Source organism: Methylobacterium sp. J-077, from assembly GCF_022829365.1.
In the GTDB taxonomy this organism is placed as follows: domain Bacteria; phylum Pseudomonadota; class Alphaproteobacteria; order Rhizobiales; family Beijerinckiaceae; genus Methylobacterium.
The window spans coordinates 1-15,375 of record NZ_JAKSYJ010000093.1; the positions used below are offsets into that span (position 1 = coordinate 1).

Annotated in this window: 18 protein-coding genes; 6 read left to right on the forward strand and 12 right to left on the reverse strand. The window is 69.2% G+C overall.

What is annotated here, in order from left to right; all coding sequences use genetic code 11:
* Together MKL11_RS06690 and pgeF are read right to left on the reverse strand one after the other, a co-directional pair.
* Positions 1-746: outer membrane protein (locus MKL11_RS06690; protein ID WP_243941496.1), on the reverse strand; the 746-nt coding region annotated here is incomplete at its 3' end.
* Positions 747-1,040: 294 nt separating this feature from the next.
* Positions 1,041-1,811, reverse strand: a complete 771-nt coding sequence (pgeF, locus tag MKL11_RS06695; RefSeq protein WP_243941844.1) for a peptidoglycan editing factor PgeF — start codon at positions 1,809-1,811, stop codon at positions 1,041-1,043.
* A 146-nt stretch (positions 1,812-1,957) separates the two neighbouring features.
* Between pgeF and MKL11_RS06700 the strand changes: the two genes are divergently transcribed.
* Positions 1,958-2,155, forward strand: a complete 198-nt coding sequence (locus MKL11_RS06700; RefSeq protein WP_243941498.1) for a fibronectin-attachment protein (FAP) — start codon at positions 1,958-1,960, stop codon at positions 2,153-2,155.
* Between the two features lie 33 nt (positions 2,156-2,188).
* Here the strand turns inward: MKL11_RS06700 and MKL11_RS06705 are convergent, their stop codons facing one another.
* The 10 genes from MKL11_RS06705 to rpsF all read right to left on the reverse strand — a co-directional run bounded on the left by MKL11_RS06705 (position 2,189) and on the right by rpsF (position 10,942).
* Positions 2,189-3,259, reverse strand: a complete 1,071-nt coding sequence (locus MKL11_RS06705) for a class I SAM-dependent methyltransferase (protein ID WP_243941500.1) — start codon at positions 3,257-3,259, stop codon at positions 2,189-2,191.
* Positions 3,256-4,161, reverse strand: a complete 906-nt coding sequence (gene lgt / locus MKL11_RS06710) for a prolipoprotein diacylglyceryl transferase (RefSeq protein WP_243941502.1) — start codon at positions 4,159-4,161, stop codon at positions 3,256-3,258. Before lgt ends, MKL11_RS06705 begins: the two co-directional genes overlap by 4 nt.
* 83 nt (positions 4,162-4,244) lie before the next feature.
* Positions 4,245-5,147 carry a VOC family protein gene (locus MKL11_RS06715; protein ID WP_243941504.1) on the reverse strand — a complete coding sequence of 301 codons (903 nt, stop codon included), beginning with the start codon at positions 5,145-5,147 and terminating at the stop codon, positions 4,245-4,247.
* The gene (locus MKL11_RS06720) at positions 5,144-6,046 is read right to left on the reverse strand and encodes an SMP-30/gluconolactonase/LRE family protein (RefSeq protein ID WP_243941506.1); all 903 of its coding nucleotides are present in this window, start codon (positions 6,044-6,046) and stop codon (positions 5,144-5,146) included. The genes MKL11_RS06715 and MKL11_RS06720 overlap by 4 nt, the downstream gene beginning before the upstream one ends.
* An 11-nt stretch (positions 6,047-6,057) precedes the next feature.
* The gene (locus tag MKL11_RS06725; RefSeq protein ID WP_243941508.1) at positions 6,058-6,507 is read right to left on the reverse strand and encodes a cupin domain-containing protein; all 450 of its coding nucleotides are present in this window, start codon (positions 6,505-6,507) and stop codon (positions 6,058-6,060) included.
* A gap of 93 nt (positions 6,508-6,600) precedes the next feature.
* Positions 6,601-8,088 carry a replicative DNA helicase gene (locus MKL11_RS06730; RefSeq protein WP_243941510.1) on the reverse strand — a complete coding sequence of 496 codons (1,488 nt, stop codon included), beginning with the start codon at positions 8,086-8,088 and terminating at the stop codon, positions 6,601-6,603.
* A gap of 356 nt (positions 8,089-8,444) precedes the next feature.
* The gene (gene rplI / locus MKL11_RS06735) at positions 8,445-9,017 is read right to left on the reverse strand and encodes a 50S ribosomal protein L9 (RefSeq protein WP_243941512.1); all 573 of its coding nucleotides are present in this window, start codon (positions 9,015-9,017) and stop codon (positions 8,445-8,447) included.
* 41 nt (positions 9,018-9,058) lie between these two features.
* The gene (locus tag MKL11_RS06740) at positions 9,059-10,081 is read right to left on the reverse strand and encodes a DUF2232 domain-containing protein (RefSeq protein WP_243941514.1); all 1,023 of its coding nucleotides are present in this window, start codon (positions 10,079-10,081) and stop codon (positions 9,059-9,061) included.
* Positions 10,082-10,207: 126 nt separating this feature from the next.
* Positions 10,208-10,471, reverse strand: coding sequence for a 30S ribosomal protein S18 (gene rpsR, locus MKL11_RS06745; protein ID WP_243941516.1), 264 nt, complete (start codon positions 10,469-10,471; stop codon positions 10,208-10,210).
* 3 nt (positions 10,472-10,474) lie between these two features.
* Complete coding sequence (rpsF, locus tag MKL11_RS06750; RefSeq protein WP_243941518.1) at positions 10,475-10,942, reverse strand: 30S ribosomal protein S6; 468 nt, start codon at positions 10,940-10,942, stop codon at positions 10,475-10,477.
* A 366-nt stretch (positions 10,943-11,308) separates the two neighbouring features.
* Between rpsF and MKL11_RS06755 the strand changes: the two genes are divergently transcribed.
* The 5 genes from MKL11_RS06755 to era all read left to right on the forward strand — a co-directional run bounded on the left by MKL11_RS06755 (position 11,309) and on the right by era (position 15,276).
* The gene (locus tag MKL11_RS06755) at positions 11,309-12,058 is read left to right on the forward strand and encodes a pyridoxine 5'-phosphate synthase (RefSeq protein ID WP_243941520.1); all 750 of its coding nucleotides are present in this window, start codon (positions 11,309-11,311) and stop codon (positions 12,056-12,058) included.
* Positions 12,055-12,465 carry a holo-ACP synthase gene (acpS, locus tag MKL11_RS06760; RefSeq protein WP_243941522.1) on the forward strand — a complete coding sequence of 137 codons (411 nt, stop codon included), beginning with the start codon at positions 12,055-12,057 and terminating at the stop codon, positions 12,463-12,465. Before MKL11_RS06755 ends, acpS begins: the two co-directional genes overlap by 4 nt.
* A 251-nt stretch (positions 12,466-12,716) precedes the next feature.
* Positions 12,717-13,517 (forward strand): signal peptidase I, encoded by an 801-nt coding sequence (lepB, locus tag MKL11_RS06765; RefSeq protein ID WP_243941524.1) that lies wholly within the window; start codon positions 12,717-12,719, stop codon positions 13,515-13,517.
* Complete coding sequence (rnc, locus tag MKL11_RS06770) at positions 13,514-14,293, forward strand: ribonuclease III (RefSeq protein ID WP_409565821.1); 780 nt, start codon at positions 13,514-13,516, stop codon at positions 14,291-14,293. Before lepB ends, rnc begins: the two co-directional genes overlap by 4 nt.
* Positions 14,290-15,276, forward strand: a complete 987-nt coding sequence (gene era / locus MKL11_RS06775) for a GTPase Era (protein WP_243941526.1) — start codon at positions 14,290-14,292, stop codon at positions 15,274-15,276. The genes rnc and era overlap by 4 nt, the downstream gene beginning before the upstream one ends.
* Positions 15,277-15,375 lie beyond the last annotated feature (99 nt).

Sequence of the window (15,375 nt, forward strand, 5' to 3'; positions counted from 1 at the left end):
TTGGCGGCGTTGACCACCAGGGCGCCCTGGTTGCGGTTGTTGCGGTCGAGGTTGACGTACAGGCCTTCGACCTTGAGCGTCACTGCCGAGGAGCGGAAGAAGTTCAGGAACGACTCGGTGGGGAGGGCGTACTCGATGCCGCCTCCGACGGCGTAGCCGGTGCGGAAGCTGTCGTTGCCGGCGTAGCCGCCAAACGAGCGGTCGGCGCTGCCCGAGCCGTAGGCGAAGCCGCCGGTGCCGTACACGAGGGTGCGGTCGAAGGCGTAGCCGAGGCGGCCGCGCACGGTGCCGAAGTAGTCGAGGCTCGACAGGCCGCGCGGGTCGGTGACGTACAGGCCCGAGGCGACGGCGCCGTTGAGGAAGGCGTTGTTCCGTTTGCGGCCGAAGTCGAGATACTGGGCGTCGGCCTCGATGCCGACGACCACGCCCGAGCGCGGGGTGAACTGGTAGTTGTAGCCGACCTGGGCGCCGCCGGAGAAGCCGTCCTGGCTGCGGTCGCGGAAGGTGGCGGTGGTGCCGGTGGTGGCGTAGGGGGCCGGGATGCCGAAGACCGAGCTGTTGGAGCGGCTGCTGGCGTCGAAGGCGTAGCCGGCGTTGATACCGAAGTAGGCGCCGGTCCAGGTGAACACCGGCACCGGGGTGAACACCGGCGGCGGCGCGGCGCGGCGCGGCAGGTCGGCGGCGAAGGCGGAGCCGGCGAGAGCGACGCCCGCGAAGGCGGTGGTGGCGCGAAGCAGGGATTTCATTATCTGGTCCTCACTGGTGGCCCCGCACCGGCCTCATAGGACCGACACGGAACACGGATCTGGCTGTATTCCAGCGGTTCCAGGGCGCTTTGCGCTCTGCGGTATCGCCGACCGCTCATCGCGGCCCCTTATGGCAATCCGCCGTTTTTCCCCGGCACCTCGTGCATCTAAACGCACCCGAATGGTCAAGGTTCGCTTACGGCCACGCTTTTTTCAGCCGCGGCCGTTTGACAAAGTGTCGCACTCTCTAGTCGACAGGGGGCATAGATGCGGTGGCGGCCCGGTTCGCCGGGGTCACGGCGTCAGCGCGATGGCGGAGATCAGGCGCCCATAATCGGGTTCGCCGCGGTGGGTGGTCCGGCGATAGCTGTAGAAGCGATCCGGGTCGGCATAGGTACAGAGGTCGAGCATCGCGGCCTCGCCGATCTCCGCCTCTCCGAGACGGGCCAGGATGAAGCCCGGGAGATCGAACTGCGCGTGGCCTTCCCGGGCGCCTGGCCCGAGGAAGCGTTCCATGCCGGGGGCTTCGGCGCGGAAGCGCGCGACGAAGTCCGGGCCGACCTCGTAGGAGGCTTGGCTGATGGTTGGACCGAGCACGGCCACGATCCGCTGCCGCCGCGCGCCCAGCGCCTCCATGGCCCGCACGGTCGCGTCGATCACGCCGGTGAGTGCGCCCTTCCAGCCGGCATGGGCGGCTCCGACCACCCCGTTCTCCGGATCGGCAAACAGGATCGGCCCGCAATCGGCGGTGGCGATGCCCAGGGCGAGGCCGGGGACCCGCGTCACCATGGCGTCGGCCTTCGGGCGGTCGGCGGCCGGGAATGGCGCCTCCACGGTGACGACCTCGGCGGAATGAACCTGGTACAGGCTCACGAGCCGGTCCGGCGGCAGGCCGAGCTGGGCGCACATCCGCCTCCGGTTCTCGGCGACGCGCTCCGGGACGTCCTGCGAGCCGAGGCCGCCGTTGAGGGTCGCGTAGACGCCCTCCGAAACGCCGCCCGACCGGGTGAAGAAGGCGTGGCGCACGCCGGAATGCGAGGAGAGTTCCGGCGCCTCGATGTACATGCCTGCGGTCACGGTCGCCTCCCTCGCGGTCCTGGTGTCGCGCTCGATACCGGAATGGCCGCCCCTTGACGATGTCGTGGAACCGTCAGATTCTTGCTGCATTGCAGCATGAGTCCGGGTTCCGGCTTCTTCCGAGAAGGATCGCAATGTCACGACGGACCGAGAACGACCCCCCGATCGAGACCAAGGCGCAGGAGGCCCCGGAGCACCGGAGCCCGAGCACGGCCGAGCATCCCGTCACGCGTGAGCCCGGCGACCTCGACCCCTCCAACCCGAACCCGCCGGCACCTCCCACGCCGCGGGCCCCGAGCGCTTCCGACGCGGGTTTCGGCTCGTTCGGCTGACACCATCCCGAGCCGACGTCCGGAGACCAAGCCTCAGGCTTCGGGAAATCCGGGCAGTGGCCCGAGAGCCGGGCCGCTCACGGCCAGGACCTTGAACAGACTGCCCATGCCGCCTCGGCTCGCATCCGTGAGCCGATGGACGGCCGAATCGATCGCCGCGGCCTGAGCAGCCGTGGCGCGGGTCTTGAGCCGCTCGGCCCGCGCGTTCAGGCCCAGGGCGAGCAGGAAGTCCCGCTGCGCCTCCGGCCCCTGGACCACCGCACCCTCCGCCTGTGCGGCCTTCGCGAGGGCCGCGAAATCGACGTGATGCGTGAGATCCGCCGCGCCCGGCGCTGCCAGCGGGTCGGCGAAGCGATGCCCCGACAGGGCCTGAAGCGTATCGCCGAAGCCCGGCCGGACATGGCCGTAATCGATCGCCAGCAGGGCGCCGCCGGCTTCGCGCAGGCGCCTTGCGAGCTGCCGCATCAGCGCCAGGCCAACGCCCGGCACGCTCAGCAGGGCACCCTCCGGGCCGTCGGCGTCGAGCCCCGGTGTCGCGTCCGGGGCGAGCCCGAAGACGAGATCGCCCTCGGGGCCGAGCCCGACTTGGCGCTCGTGCCAGCCGGTGGCACGGCGCTCGAATTGGCGCACCGGCAGACAGTCGAAGAATTCGTTGGCCAGAACGATCGCCGGGCCTTCGGGCAGGGTCTCGAGTCCGGCATGCCAGGTCGCGCCGGTCCCGGTGAGGGCTCGCTCCTGCGCGGCCCGCAGCACCGGGCTGGTCTCGACGAGATGCGGCCGCACCTCGGCGCCCGGGACCGCCGCCCGCAAAGCACGCAGGGCGTCCTCCATCAGCGTGCCGCGGCCGGGGCCGAGCTCCACCAGGACCAGAGGGTCCGGCTGGCCAATCCGGCCGTGAACGTAGGCCGTCCAGGCGCCGATCAGCTCGCCGAACATCTGGCTGATCTCGGGGGCCGTGGTGAAGTCGCCCTGCGCCCCGAGCGGATCGCGGGTGCGGTAATAGCCGTGGACTGGGTGACCGAGGCAGAGGGCCATGTAGCGGTCGATGCCGATCGGCCCGCCGTGGCGAATCAAAGCCGCGATCTCGGCCCCGAGCGGCGTCACGCCTTCGCGGGCGCCTCGCGCGCCGCCTCCCCCGGAGCTGCCGCGGCGATCGGATTGCGGGGGCGGGTCCGGCCGGTCGCCGCCAGGACGATGTAGGTGAGACCGACGATCATCATCGGCACGCAGAGCAGCATGCCCATGGTCACGCCGCCCCCCATCGGCCCGAGATGGTCGCCGAACAAGAAGCCGAGCTGCCGGTCCGGCTCGCGGAAAAACTCGCAAAACGTCCGGGCCAGGGCATAGCCGAAGACGAAAATGCCGCCGAGCAGGCCGGGCTTGCGGAAGCCAAAGCGGCGCACGCTCAGCGCCATAACGACGAACAGCAGCAGGCCCTCGGTGGCCGCCTCGTAAAGCTGGCTCGGATGGCGCGGCAGCGGCCCGCCCGTCGGGAACACGATCGCGTAGGGGAAGTCTGGCGCTACCCGGCCCCAGAGCTCACCGTTCACGAAATTCGCGATCCGCCCGAAGAACAGGCCGATCGGCACGACCACGGCGCCGATGTCGAGGAGCGTGTACCCGTTGAGCTTCTTGGCCCGGGCGAACAGCAGGAAGGCCAGGATCGCGCCCAGGAATCCGCCGTGGAACGACATGCCGCCGTTGCGGATCGCGAGGATTTCCATCGGGTCGGCGATGTACATCGGCAGATTGTAGAACAGCACGTAGCCGATCCGCCCGCCCAGGACGACGCCGAGCGCGACCCAAACGACGAGGTCGTCGATGTCGACCACCTGCGGGCGCTTGACCACGCCCCACAGGCTGTCGGCCATGACGAGGCGGCGCGCGTAGTACCACCCGCCGATCAAGCCGGCGATGTAGGCGAGGGCGTACCATTTGATCGTGATCGGCCCAATCGCGAGCGCCACCGGATCGATGGCCGGAAAGGGCAGGGCGAGGAGCGGCATCGGTCTGACCTCCGGGGCGGCCGGATTGGACGCGGGAGGGGCGGCGCGTCAAGTGCGCGGCGTGCACCATCCGTCCAGAGACGTCAGACGCTCAGGAACAGGAACCCATGCCCGTCCGGCCCAGCACAATAGACCGCTGATCCGTCGTCGGACGTGCGCGGCGCGAACCCCGCGGCGCGCAGCGCATGGAGAAGACCTGCGAGATCGTCGACTGCGAAGACGAAGCGGGTCGCGGTGCGGTCGGCCGGGCCGACTGGAGAAAGGAGCGCTTTCCGGCCGGACGGCCGCCGATAATGCAGCAGCTCGACATGCGGGGCGGGCGCGGGCGGTTCGAGGGCGAGCACGTCGACGTCCGGATCGTCGAGGCCGTCGAGTCGCGCCTGTTCGGGACCCTGGTTCAGCCCGGTCTGCGCGACCGTGAGGCCGAGGGGGCCGGTGAGGAATGCCAGGGCCGCGCCGAGATCGGTGACGGTGATCGCCGAATGGTCGATGCCGAGAAACAGGCCCGGCGCGTCGCGCCAGCGCTCGGCCGGCGGCCCGTCGGGAAAGGCAATCAGCTCCAGCGGGTGACCGTCGGGGTCCCGAAATTTGAAGGCGGTGACGCCCCCCGAGGAGGCCGGCAGGACCTGCGCACCGCCGCGGCTGATCGGCGTCGGCCCGAGCCGGGCGAGCCGCGCCATCGCGGCCTCCATGTCGCGCACCGGGATCGCGAGGTGCTGGAAGAACGGATCGGTCGCCGCCGGATCGGGGGGATAGGGCGCGCCGGGTGGATCGACGGACAGGACAGTCACGATCTGACCGCCGAGTCGCAGGCGCAGCTGCATCGCCTGCCGCCCCGCGATTCCCATCGCCTCAACTTCTGCGTCCGGCACCGGCTCTGGCGGGGCGACGCGCTCGAAATTGAGCCCGTCCCGATAGAAAGCCTCCGTCACCGCGATGTCCGCGACCGTGCGGCTGAAACCGGCGATGGCCCGTACGCCGCTCACAGCAGCCGCGCCCCGCGAACGTTGACGTAGATCGCGTAGAGGGTGTGCGAGGCGCACAGGAACAGGCGGCTGTCGTTGCGGCCGCCGAAGGCGAGGTTCGCCACCGTCGCCGGCACCAGGATCTTTCCCAAAAGTTCGCCGCCGGGGTCTAGGCAGTGCACGCCGTCGCCGGCGCTCGACCAGAGATTGCCGTGCTCGTCGCAGCGGATCCCGTCGGCATTGCCCGGGGCGATCGTGCAGAACACCTGTCCCCCGGACAGGTCGCCGTCCTCGCCCACGTCGAACACGCGCACATGCTGCAATGGATCGATAGCGAATTGCAGCCCGGTCTCGACGACGTAGAGTTTTCGTTCGTCGGGGGAAAAGCACAGGCCGTTCGGGCCCTGGAAATCGTCCGCGACCACGCGCAGCGAGCCGTCGCGGGGGTCGAACCGATAGAGCGCCGCGGGCAGCTCGGAGTCCTGCTTGCCGCCCTCGTAGTCGGTCTGGATGCCGTAGGGCGGGTCCGAGAACCAGATCGTGCCGTCGGACTTGCAGACGATGTCGTTGGGCGAGTTCAGCCGGCGGCCCTGGTAGCGCTCGACCAAGCTGGTGATGCGGCCGTCGAGTTCGGTCCGGTGGATGCGCCGGCCGCGATGCGAGCAGGAGAGCAGCCGCCCCTGGCGGTCCCGGGCGTGGCCGTTCTCGAAGTCGCTGGCCTCGCGGTAGACGCTCAGCCCGCCCTGGTCCGTCCAGCGCATCACCCGGTTGTTCGGCAGGTCCGAGAACAGCAACGCGTTGCGGTCGCCGAACCAGACCGGGCCTTCGGTCCAGCGGAAGCCGTCGGCGAGCTTCTCCAGGGGTGCGTTCGGCAGGACACACCCCTTGAAGCGCGGCTGCGTCAGCTCGATACCGTCCATGCCGCGGCCTCCTACTTGAAGCGGCCGGGCTGGTTCACGGTCGGCTCGACCTCAAGCCCCGTCACGATCATGGTGCAGGGCTCGTCGCCCACGGTGCCGGAGAGGTGACCCTTCTTGCCGTCACGCGCCCTGGTGTTCTGGTCCTCGCCCATCATCAGCTCGCCCGGGCCCATCTCGACCCGGTGGCCGTCCATGGTCTCCACGAACCAGCGACCCGAGAGGATCGCGATCCATTGCGGCCGCGGGTTCTCGTGCCACTCGCCGACCCAGCCGACCGGAAGGACCGTGAAGGTCACCACCGAGGGCGCCGGATCCATCTTGTCGTTCCATTGCGGCGCGGTCTCGGGGTTGATCCCCTCGAACTTGAAGCGCGCGATGGAAAAGAGTTCCTGGCGGCTCACCCCCTCCGCGTCGGTATAGACGTGCCAGTACGGCATCTTCGGAGGGGTCGGCTCGCTCATCGTCGATCCTGCGCGGCGGAAAAATCGTCTCCCGCACAACGGCCGGGTCCGGCGATGGTTCGCGGCGGCGATGGGCCGCCGCAACAAGCGCGATCACATCTGCTCGGGCAGCCGGTCGCTCTGCGCCAGGTTCGAGAACCGGGTGATGTTGGCGTCGAACTGCAACTCCACCGTGCCGGTGGGTCCGTGGCGCTGCTTGCCGAGGATCACCTCGGCCTTGCCGTGCACGCGGTTCATCTCCGCCTCCCAGGCGAAGAACTCTTCCGTACCCTCGCGGGGCTTCTTGTTGTTGACGTAGTACTCCTCGCGGAACACGAACATCACCACGTCGGCGTCCTGCTCGATCGAGCCGGATTCACGCAGATCCGAGAGCTGCGGGCGTTTGTCATCGCGGTTCTCGACCTGACGCGAGAGTTGCGACAGCCCGATGATCGGCACCGCCAGTTCCTTGGCCAGCGCCTTCATGCCGGTTGTGATCTCGGTCATCTCCTGCACGCGGTTGTCGCTGCGCTTGCCGGAGCCGGAGAGCAGCTGCAGGTAGTCGACGATCAGCACGTCCAGGCCCTTCTGGCGCTTCAGGCGCCGGGCTCGGGCGGCGAGCTGGGCGATCGAGATGCCGCCGGTCTGGTCGATGTAGAACGGGATCGTCTGCATATCCCGGGCGGCGTCGGTGATCTTGTAGAAATCCTCCGGCCGGATGTCGCCGCGGCGGATCTTGTACGAGGGCACGCCCGATTGCTCGGCGATGATGCGGGTGGCGAGCTGCTCGGCCGACATTTCGAGGGAGAAGAACCCGACGATGCCGCCGTTGACGGTCTGCATCGTGCCGTCGGCGGCCTTCTCGCCGCGATACGCCTTGGCGATATTGAAGGCGATGTTGGTCACCAGCGAGGTCTTGCCCATGGCCGGGCGGCCCGCGAGGATGATCAAGTCGGAGGGCTGCAGGCCGCCCATCTTGGCGTCGAGGTCGGACAGGCCGGTGGCGATGCCCGAGAGCTTGCCGTCGCGCTGGTAGGCCTTGGCGGCCATGTCCACGGCGGCGGTCAGCGCGTCGGAGAATTTCTGGAAGCCGCCGTCGTATTTCCCGGCCTCGGCGAGCTCGTAGAGCCGGCGCTCGGTCTCCTCGATCTGGTCGCGGGGCGCCTGCTCGACCGGCGCCTCGTAGGCGCCGTTCACCAGGTCCTCACCGATGGTGATCAGGCGGCGGCGGATCGCGAGGTCGTAGATCGTCCGGCCGTAGGCGCCGGCATTGATCACGGTCGTCGCGTCGGCCGCCAGTCGGGCGAGGTACTGCATCACCGTCTGGCCGCCGAAATCGGCATCGCCCAGATAGGTCTTCATGGTGATGGGCGTCGCGAGCTTGCCGGCCCGGATCAGGGACGCCGCCACCGAGAAGATCTGCTGGTGGGCATCTTCCATGAAGTGCTCGGCCAGGAGGAAGTCCGACACCCGGTAATAGGCGTCGTTGTTCACCAGGATCGCGCCGAGCAGCGCCTGTTCCGCATCGATGTTGTGCGGGGCGACGCGGTACTCGGCTTGAACGGCTTCCAGCTTGGCCGTGAGCGCATTGGGCAGGGCCATCGGCAGACGACTCCGAATCAGGCGCCAGGACGGGCGCACCAGGATCACACCGCGCGACCTTGGCCACGGTAAGGTTACCGAAGCCTGGAGCCTCGTCCGTATCCCAGAGTGGGGAACCACCCTTCGGGACGACGCTCCAGTCGACGGCGGGATTCATCCGGACCTCGGCCCGGACGAACGAACGCCCGCCGACTCTCGCGAGGGGCGGGCGTCCATGCTGGAACAAAACTGGAACGTGTCAAGTCTCGGAGGCTATGATCCCCAATCTTCACCGGTATACACGGAGCTGGCCTGCGCCATCCCGCGAGCGCCGCGGGGCCCTCACGGAAAGGCGCAGGCCGAGTCTCTAAAGAGAATCAGCCGCGGTCGTCGGCACCCTCGCCAGCATCGGCCAGCGCCGCGCCGACTTCCAGGCCGAGGTCGTCGAGGTTGAACGCCTCGCGCTCGGTGACCGACTCGCCGCGGGCCTGACGCTCGGCCTCCTCGGGGCTGCGGGCGACGTTGACGGTGATCTTCACGTCGACTTCGGGGTGCAACACCACCGGCACCGGGTGAAGGCCGAGCGTCTTGATCGGCTGGTTCAGGATGAACTGGCCGCGATCGACCGTGTAGCCGTCCTTGGCCACCACCTCGGCGAGGTCGCGGGTGGAGACGGAGCCATAGAGGACGCCGGACTCGCCCGACTGGCGGATCAGGACGAAGCTCTGGCCGTTCAGCTTCTCGGCGACGGCCTCGGCGTCCTTCTTGCGGTCGAGGTTGCGGGCCTCGAGCTGGGCGCGCTGCGCCTCGAAGTGCTTCTTGTTGGATTCCGTCGCGCGCAGGGCCTTGCCGCGGGCGAGCAGGAAGTTGCGGGCGAAGCCCGGGCGGACGTTCACGGTCTCGCCCATCTGGCCGAGCTTGGCCACGCGCTCGAGCAGGATCACTTCCATCGTCTTTCTCCTTCAGTTGGTCGGCCTCGCGGGCCGGGGACTCACGGCGCCGGGTTGTCCTTGGGACGGCGGCGATCGAGGGCGGTGTCGGCCAGGCCGAACAGGGTGAGTGCCACCAGGGCGACGCCCTGGGTCACGAACAGGATCAGGTACATGCCGAACAGCATCAGCCCGCGCCCGGGCCGGCCGCGCGAGCGGTCGTGGAAGGCGGCGAGCCCCTGGAGCGCGAAGGCCGCGCTGAACGCGCCGACCAGAGCGACGCCGAACACGCCGACGAAGCCGGGGGCGAAGCACATCAGCACCGCCGCCGCCAGGGTCACCAGGGTGGTGCGCGGCATGGCGGTCGCGGGCAGGTCGGGCCAGGGCCGCGGCAGCCGGCCGGAGATCTTCACGATCCTGGCCGAGGCCCAGAGATAGAAGGTCAGGAGCAGGGCGAGCCCGTTGGCCGCGAAGGCCGGGACCACGCGGGCCAGGGCGTCGGCGACCTCGGTCCGGGTCACCTCGGCCTCGTCGGTGGCGGGCTTGGGCGCCGGGTCCGGCGCCTCCTCCGATCCGGACTCGTTCGCCTCGGCCCGGGGCGTGTCCGCACGGCCATCCGTCGTCCGCGTGGCGGGATTCTGCACCTGCACCAGCGTGCGGGCGAGACCGCGCAGCTGCGCATCGAAGGCCGCGTGGTTCGGCGAGGACAGGACCGCGATGGCGATGAAGGCAAGGGCGGCCGTGGCGGCGGTCCAGCCGAGCAGGCGGCCGGTCGGGTACCATTCGAGGCCGGTGGGCGTCTCGCGGCCGAGCAGCGTCAGGTAGGCGAGCCACCAGGCGGGGAGGGCGATGTAGGCTGCGAAGGCGAGGCCCATGAAGGGCGCGATCACCAGGGCCAGCGCGAGGCTGCCGGCCGCCGCCGCCGCGAGGGCTGCCTTGTGGCTCCAGCCGAGGCCGACGATCAGGATCGGCAGTGGTGCCACGAGGTAGAGCACGATCGCCAGCGGGGTCGCCTTCAACAGCACCCCGAACAGGAGTGCGGAGACGAGGCCCGCGCCGATACCGATGCCGATATGCTGTGCCATGGGTTCCGCTGTCCCGCTGCCCGTCCGGCAGGGTTAGAGGCGACGCTGCGCCCCAACGATCGAGCGATGCCAGATCGCTCTGTGAAGACCGGCCCGGATCGATCCAGGCCGGTCTGTCGAATCAGCCTACTTGATCACGTAGGGCAGCAGGCCGAGGAAGCGGGCGCGCTTGATCGCCTGGGCGAGCTCGCGCTGCTTCTTGGCCGAGACCGCGGTGATGCGGGAGGGAACGATCTTGCCGCGCTCGGAGACGTAGCGCGACAGGAGCTTGACGTCCTTGTAGTCGATCTTCGGCGCGTTCGCGCCGGAGAACGGGCATGTCTTGCGACGACGGAAGAAGGGACGGCGTCCGCCGCCAGCAGCTGCGCCTGCACCAGCACCAAATGCCATGGTTCAGCCCTCCCCGCCGAAAGTGCGCTCGGGACGATCGCCGCCGCGATCACCCCGGTCCGGACGGTCGCCGCCGAAGCCGCCGCCGCCACCGAAGCCGTCATCGTCGCGACGCCGGCCGCGCTCGCGATCCTTGCGGTCGTCGCGGTCGCGCTTCTGCATCATCGCCGACGGCTCCGAATCGAGATCCTCGACCCGGACGGTCATGAAGCGGAGCACGTCCTCGGAGATCTGCATCTGGCGCTCCATCTCGGCGATGGCGGCCGGAGGGGCGTCGATGTTGAGGAGCGCGAAATGCGCCTTGCGGTTCTTCTTGATGCGGTAGGCCAGGGACTTCACGCCCCACATCTCGATCTTCTCGAGGCGGCCGCCGTTCTGCTCGATCACACCCTTGTAGGTGTCGATCATCGTCTCGACCTGCTGGGACGTCACGTCCTGCCGAGCCAAGAGCACGTGCTCGTAGAGAGGCATGTTCGGGCCTTTCAGTGTCAAAAGGAGCCCGGCCGCTGACAGGCGGCTGGTTCGGGCCGGTTCATTCGCGAGACGCTCGGCGCCAAGCCCTTCGAGCCGATTTTCAGGCCCGAGCGGTTGATCGAAGGCGGAGACACCGGACGACGGATCGGTGAAGACCCTATGCCGCAAGCGGCACCATCCGTTCAGCCCCCGGCCGGAGCGAACGCGAGGGGCGGCGCATAAGGGTTTTTTTGCGGGCTGGCAAGACCGGAGGCCCACGACGGGTCCGTGAGCCGGCCCGGCTTGCCGGTGGGGCGCAACGCCAGCATATCGGCGGTTCGAGGGCGCATGCCGGAGCGTGGCGGCCCCGGGACGAACGAGCCCATGATCAGTGAAAAGCAGCGCCTCGGCGTCAACATCGACCACGTCGCCACCGTGCGCAACGCCCGCGGCGAGCATTACCCGGACCCCGTTCGGGCCGCCCTGCTGGCGGTCGAGGCCGGGGCGGACGGCATCACCGCGCATCTGCGCGAGGACCGCCGCCACATCCGCGATGCCGACATCGCCGCGCTGAAGCGCGATCTCACCGTGCCGCTGAACTTCGAGATGGCCGCGACCGACGAGATGGTGGCCCTCGCCGTCGCCACCCGGCCGCATGCCGCCTGCCTGGTTCCGGAGAAGCGTGCGGAGCGCACCACCGAAGGCGGCCTCGATCTCGTCGGCGGGCGCGATCATCTCGCCCCCCGCATCCGCGCCCTGGCCGAGGCCGGCATCCGCGTCTCGCTGTTCGTCGAGCCGGAGCCCGCGATCATGGCCGCCGCCCGGGCGCTCGGGGCGCCGGTGGTCGAGCTGCATACCGGCCGCTACTGCGAAGCCGTCATCGCGGGCGAGGATGGGCGCGTCGCGCACGAGCTGGCGCGGATCACGCGGGCGGCCGAGCACGGTGCCGGGCTCGGGCTCGAGATCCATGCCGGGCATGGGCTCACGGTCGAGAGCGTCGGGCCGGTGGCGGCATTGCCGCAGATCCGGGAGCTGAATATCGGCCACGCGCTGATCGCCGAGGCGATCTTCATCGGGCTCGCCCAGGCCGTGCGGGACATGCGATCCGCTATGGACCGCGCGCGGCGCGCATGATCATCGGCATCGGCTCGGATCTCTGCGACATCGACCGGATCGCCCGGACGCTGGCGCGCCACGGCGACCGCTTCACCCACCGCGTGTTCACGGACGGCGAGCGGGCGCGCTGCGACCACCGCGCCGCACGTGCGCCGGGCTACGCCAGGCGATTCGCCGCCAAGGAGGCCTGCGCCAAGGCCCTGGGCACAGGTCTCAGCAACGGCGTGTTCTGGCGCGACATGGAGGTCGTGAACCTGCCCTCCGGCCAGCCGACCCTGCGGCTCTCCGGCGGCGCGGCGGCGCGCTTGGCCGAGATGCTGCCCCCGGGTCATGAGGGCCGGCTGCATGTGAGCCTCACGGACGATCCGCCGATGGCTCAAGCCTTCGTGATCATCGAGGCGCTGCCGACGGTTCCGCCCGGTTAAGATCCGCGGCCGTGGATTAGCCTGTCATCCTCGTGCGTTGCGAGGGGCTCGCGCTTGGTCTAGACCGCCGCACCAGCGGACACGATTGCGGCGCATTCCTCGGGACAACCGCAGATCAGCCGCAAGCGGCGGGGCCAAGCCCCGCTCGCGGCTGGCGTATGATGCGGAAAAGCGAGGTCCGGTTTTCCGAAGCTATCATGCGATAACGGAAGCGCCGGGGCCTGCTCCGGCGACGGGATCTGAGTCTGAAGATGGAACGCGCACGCGTGGATCACGACGGCAAGCCGCTGACGAAACCAGCCGAGACCGGCACCTGGGCCAGCATCCGCGAGACGCTCAAGGTTGGCGTTCAGGCGCTGCTGATCGCCCTCGTGGTGCGGACGCTGCTGTTCCAGCCGTTCAACATCCCGTCCGGATCGCTGGTGCCGACGCTGCTGATCGGCGACTACCTGTTCGTCTCGAAGTACTCCTACGGATACTCGAAATACTCGCTGCCCCTGTCGGAATACATACCGATCCAGGCTGACGGGCGCGTCTGGGCGGCCGAGCCGAAGCGCGGCGACATCGCGGTGTTCAAGCTGCCCAAGGACAACGCGACCGATTACATCAAGCGCGTGATCGGCCTGCCGGGCGACAAGATCCAGATGATCGACGGCGTGCTCAACATCAACGGCAAGGCGGTCAAGCGCGAGCGGATCGCCGATTACGAGACCACCGATCCGTACGGCCAGGCGACCAAGGTCCCGCAATACATGGAGACGCTGCCCAACGGCGTCGTCCACCGGGTGATCGAGCGCGACGGCGACAACGGTTTCTGGGACAAGACCGAGCTGTACACTGTGCCCAGCGGCCATTTCTTCATGATGGGCGACAACCGCGACAACTCCACCGATTCGCGCGATCTGGCCAGCGTCGGCTACGTGCCCTTCGCCAATTTCGTCGGGCGTGCCGAGATGATCTTCTTCTCGATCGACGAGGGCACGCCGGCCTGGCAGATCTGGAACTGGCCGGCCCATGTGCGCTGGTCGCGCCTGTTCTCGACCATCCATTGAACGGCCCGAACTTGGACGAGGCTGGACAGGCCCGACCGTCTTCCCGGGCGCGGCGGTCCCACAAGCCCAGGCCGCCCCTTGCCGTCCTGGAGGAGCGGATCGGTCACAGCTTCGCCGACCAGACTCTGCTCACCCGCGCCCTGACCCATACCAGCAAGGCCACAGGCCGCGGCGGCAGCTACCAGCGCCTGGAATTTCTCGGCGACCGCGTACTCGGGCTGGCCGTGGCGGACCGGCTCTACGGTGCCTTTGTCGACGCGGACGAGGGCGACCTGTCGCGCCGGCTTGCCGGACTCGTGCGCCGGGAGACATGCGCGGCGGTGGCGGCTTCCTGGGAGGTCGGGCCTCACCTGATCCTCGGCCAGGGCGAGGTGATGGGCGGCGGCCGGCGCAACCAGACGATCCTGGCCGACGTGTGCGAGGCGATCCTCGGGGCGGTCTACCTTGATGCCGGCTTCGATGCGGCCCGGGCGATCGTCGAGGCGCATTTCCACCCGACCGAGCCCTTGTCGGCCCATCGCGGCCGCGACGCGAAATCCGCCTTGCAGGAATGGGCCATGGGACGGGGCCTGCCGATCCCCGTCTACGCGGTGGTCGAGCGCACCGGCCCGGATCATGCACCGCGCTTCCGCATTGCGGTACAGGTCGAGGGGCTCGAGCCGGGCCAGGGCGAGGGCACCTCGAAGCGTGTCGCCGAGCAGGAGGCCGCCCGCGCGCTGATGGAGCGCGAGGGAATCGGCACCGTCCCGGAGACGGGGCCGACGGAGACAGCATGATAGACCACGATCACGACGACGGGCACGACGACGGTTCCGCCGAGGGACCGGCCCGGAAGGCCCCCACGGCGCTTCCCGGCACGCCCGCCGATGCGCGCGCGGGCTTCGTCGCGCTGATCGGCGTGCCGAATGCCGGCAAGTCAACGCTGCTCAACAACCTGGTCGGCACCAAGGTCTCGATCGTCTCGCGCAAGGTGCAGACGACCCGGGCGCTGGTGCGCGGCATCCTGATCGAGGGCTCGGCCCAAGTCATCCTGGTCGATACCCCCGGCATCTTCGCGCCGAAGCGCCGGCTCGACCGGGCGATGGTCCATTCGGCCTGGAGCGGTGCCGCCGACGCGGACGCGGTCTGCCTGCTGGTCGACGCCCGCAAGGGCCTGGACGAGGAGGTCGAGGCGATCCTGAGCCGCCTCGGCGACGTGAAGCGCGAGAAGATGCTGATCCTCAACAAGATCGACTTGATCCCGCGCGAGCGGCTGCTCGATCTCGCCGCCAAGCTGAACGCGGCCTCCCCCTTCGCCGAGACCTTCATGATCTCGGCCCTCAAGGGCGACGGCGTCGGCGATCTGCGCCGGGCGCTCGCCGCCCGGATGCCGGCTGGCCCGTGGCTCTACCCGGAGGATCAGGTCTCGGACGCGCCGCTGCGCATGCTCGCCGCCGAGATCACCCGGGAGAAGATCTACGACCGGCTCCATGAGGAACTGCCCTACCGCTCGACGGTCGAGACCGACCAGTGGCAGATCCGGCCGGACGGCTCGGTGCGGATCGAGCAGACGATCTTCGTCGAGCGCGAGAGTCAGCGCTCGATCGTGCTCGGCAAGGGCGGCCAGACCATCAAGGCGATCGGCCAGGCGGCCCGGATCGGGATCTCCGAGGCGGCGGATGCCAAGGTCCACCTGTTCCTGCACGTGAAGGTGCGTGAGAACTGGGCCGATGACCCCGCCCGCTACCGCGAGATGGGCCTGGAATTTCCGCGCGGCTGAATCGGGTTCCCAAAGGGCACAGCCCTTTGGCTGGGTTCGGGGGCGGAGCCCCTGATCATCGGGCGGAGCCCGACTGCAGGGCTCCACCCTGCACCCGCA

Coding starts and splice junctions, on each gene's coding strand:
- pgeF (WP_243941844.1), bottom strand. CDS start 1,811: ATGTACATCGAGGCGCCGGAACTCTCCTCGCATTCCGGCGTGCGCCAC.
- MKL11_RS06700 (WP_243941498.1), top strand. CDS start 1,958: ATGTCACGACGGACCGAGAACGACCCCCCGATCGAGACCAAGGCGCAG.
- lgt (WP_243941502.1), bottom strand. CDS start 4,161: ATGCCGCTCCTCGCCCTGCCCTTTCCGGCCATCGATCCGGTGGCGCTC.
- MKL11_RS06720 (WP_243941506.1), bottom strand. CDS start 6,046: ATGGACGGTATCGAGCTGACGCAGCCGCGCTTCAAGGGGTGTGTCCTG.
- MKL11_RS06725 (WP_243941508.1), bottom strand. CDS start 6,507: ATGAGCGAGCCGACCCCTCCGAAGATGCCGTACTGGCACGTCTATACC.
- MKL11_RS06730 (WP_243941510.1), bottom strand. CDS start 8,088: ATGGCCCTGCCCAATGCGCTCACGGCCAAGCTGGAAGCCGTTCAAGCC.
- rplI (WP_243941512.1), bottom strand. CDS start 9,017: ATGGAAGTGATCCTGCTCGAGCGCGTGGCCAAGCTCGGCCAGATGGGC.
- MKL11_RS06740 (WP_243941514.1), bottom strand. CDS start 10,081: ATGGCACAGCATATCGGCATCGGTATCGGCGCGGGCCTCGTCTCCGCA.
- rpsR (WP_243941516.1), bottom strand. CDS start 10,471: ATGGCATTTGGTGCTGGTGCAGGCGCAGCTGCTGGCGGCGGACGCCGT.
- rpsF (WP_243941518.1), bottom strand. CDS start 10,942: ATGCCTCTCTACGAGCACGTGCTCTTGGCTCGGCAGGACGTGACGTCC.
- MKL11_RS06755 (WP_243941520.1), top strand. CDS start 11,309: ATGATCAGTGAAAAGCAGCGCCTCGGCGTCAACATCGACCACGTCGCC.
- acpS (WP_243941522.1), top strand. CDS start 12,055: ATGATCATCGGCATCGGCTCGGATCTCTGCGACATCGACCGGATCGCC.
- lepB (WP_243941524.1), top strand. CDS start 12,717: ATGGAACGCGCACGCGTGGATCACGACGGCAAGCCGCTGACGAAACCA.
- era (WP_243941526.1), top strand. CDS start 14,290: ATGATAGACCACGATCACGACGACGGGCACGACGACGGTTCCGCCGAG.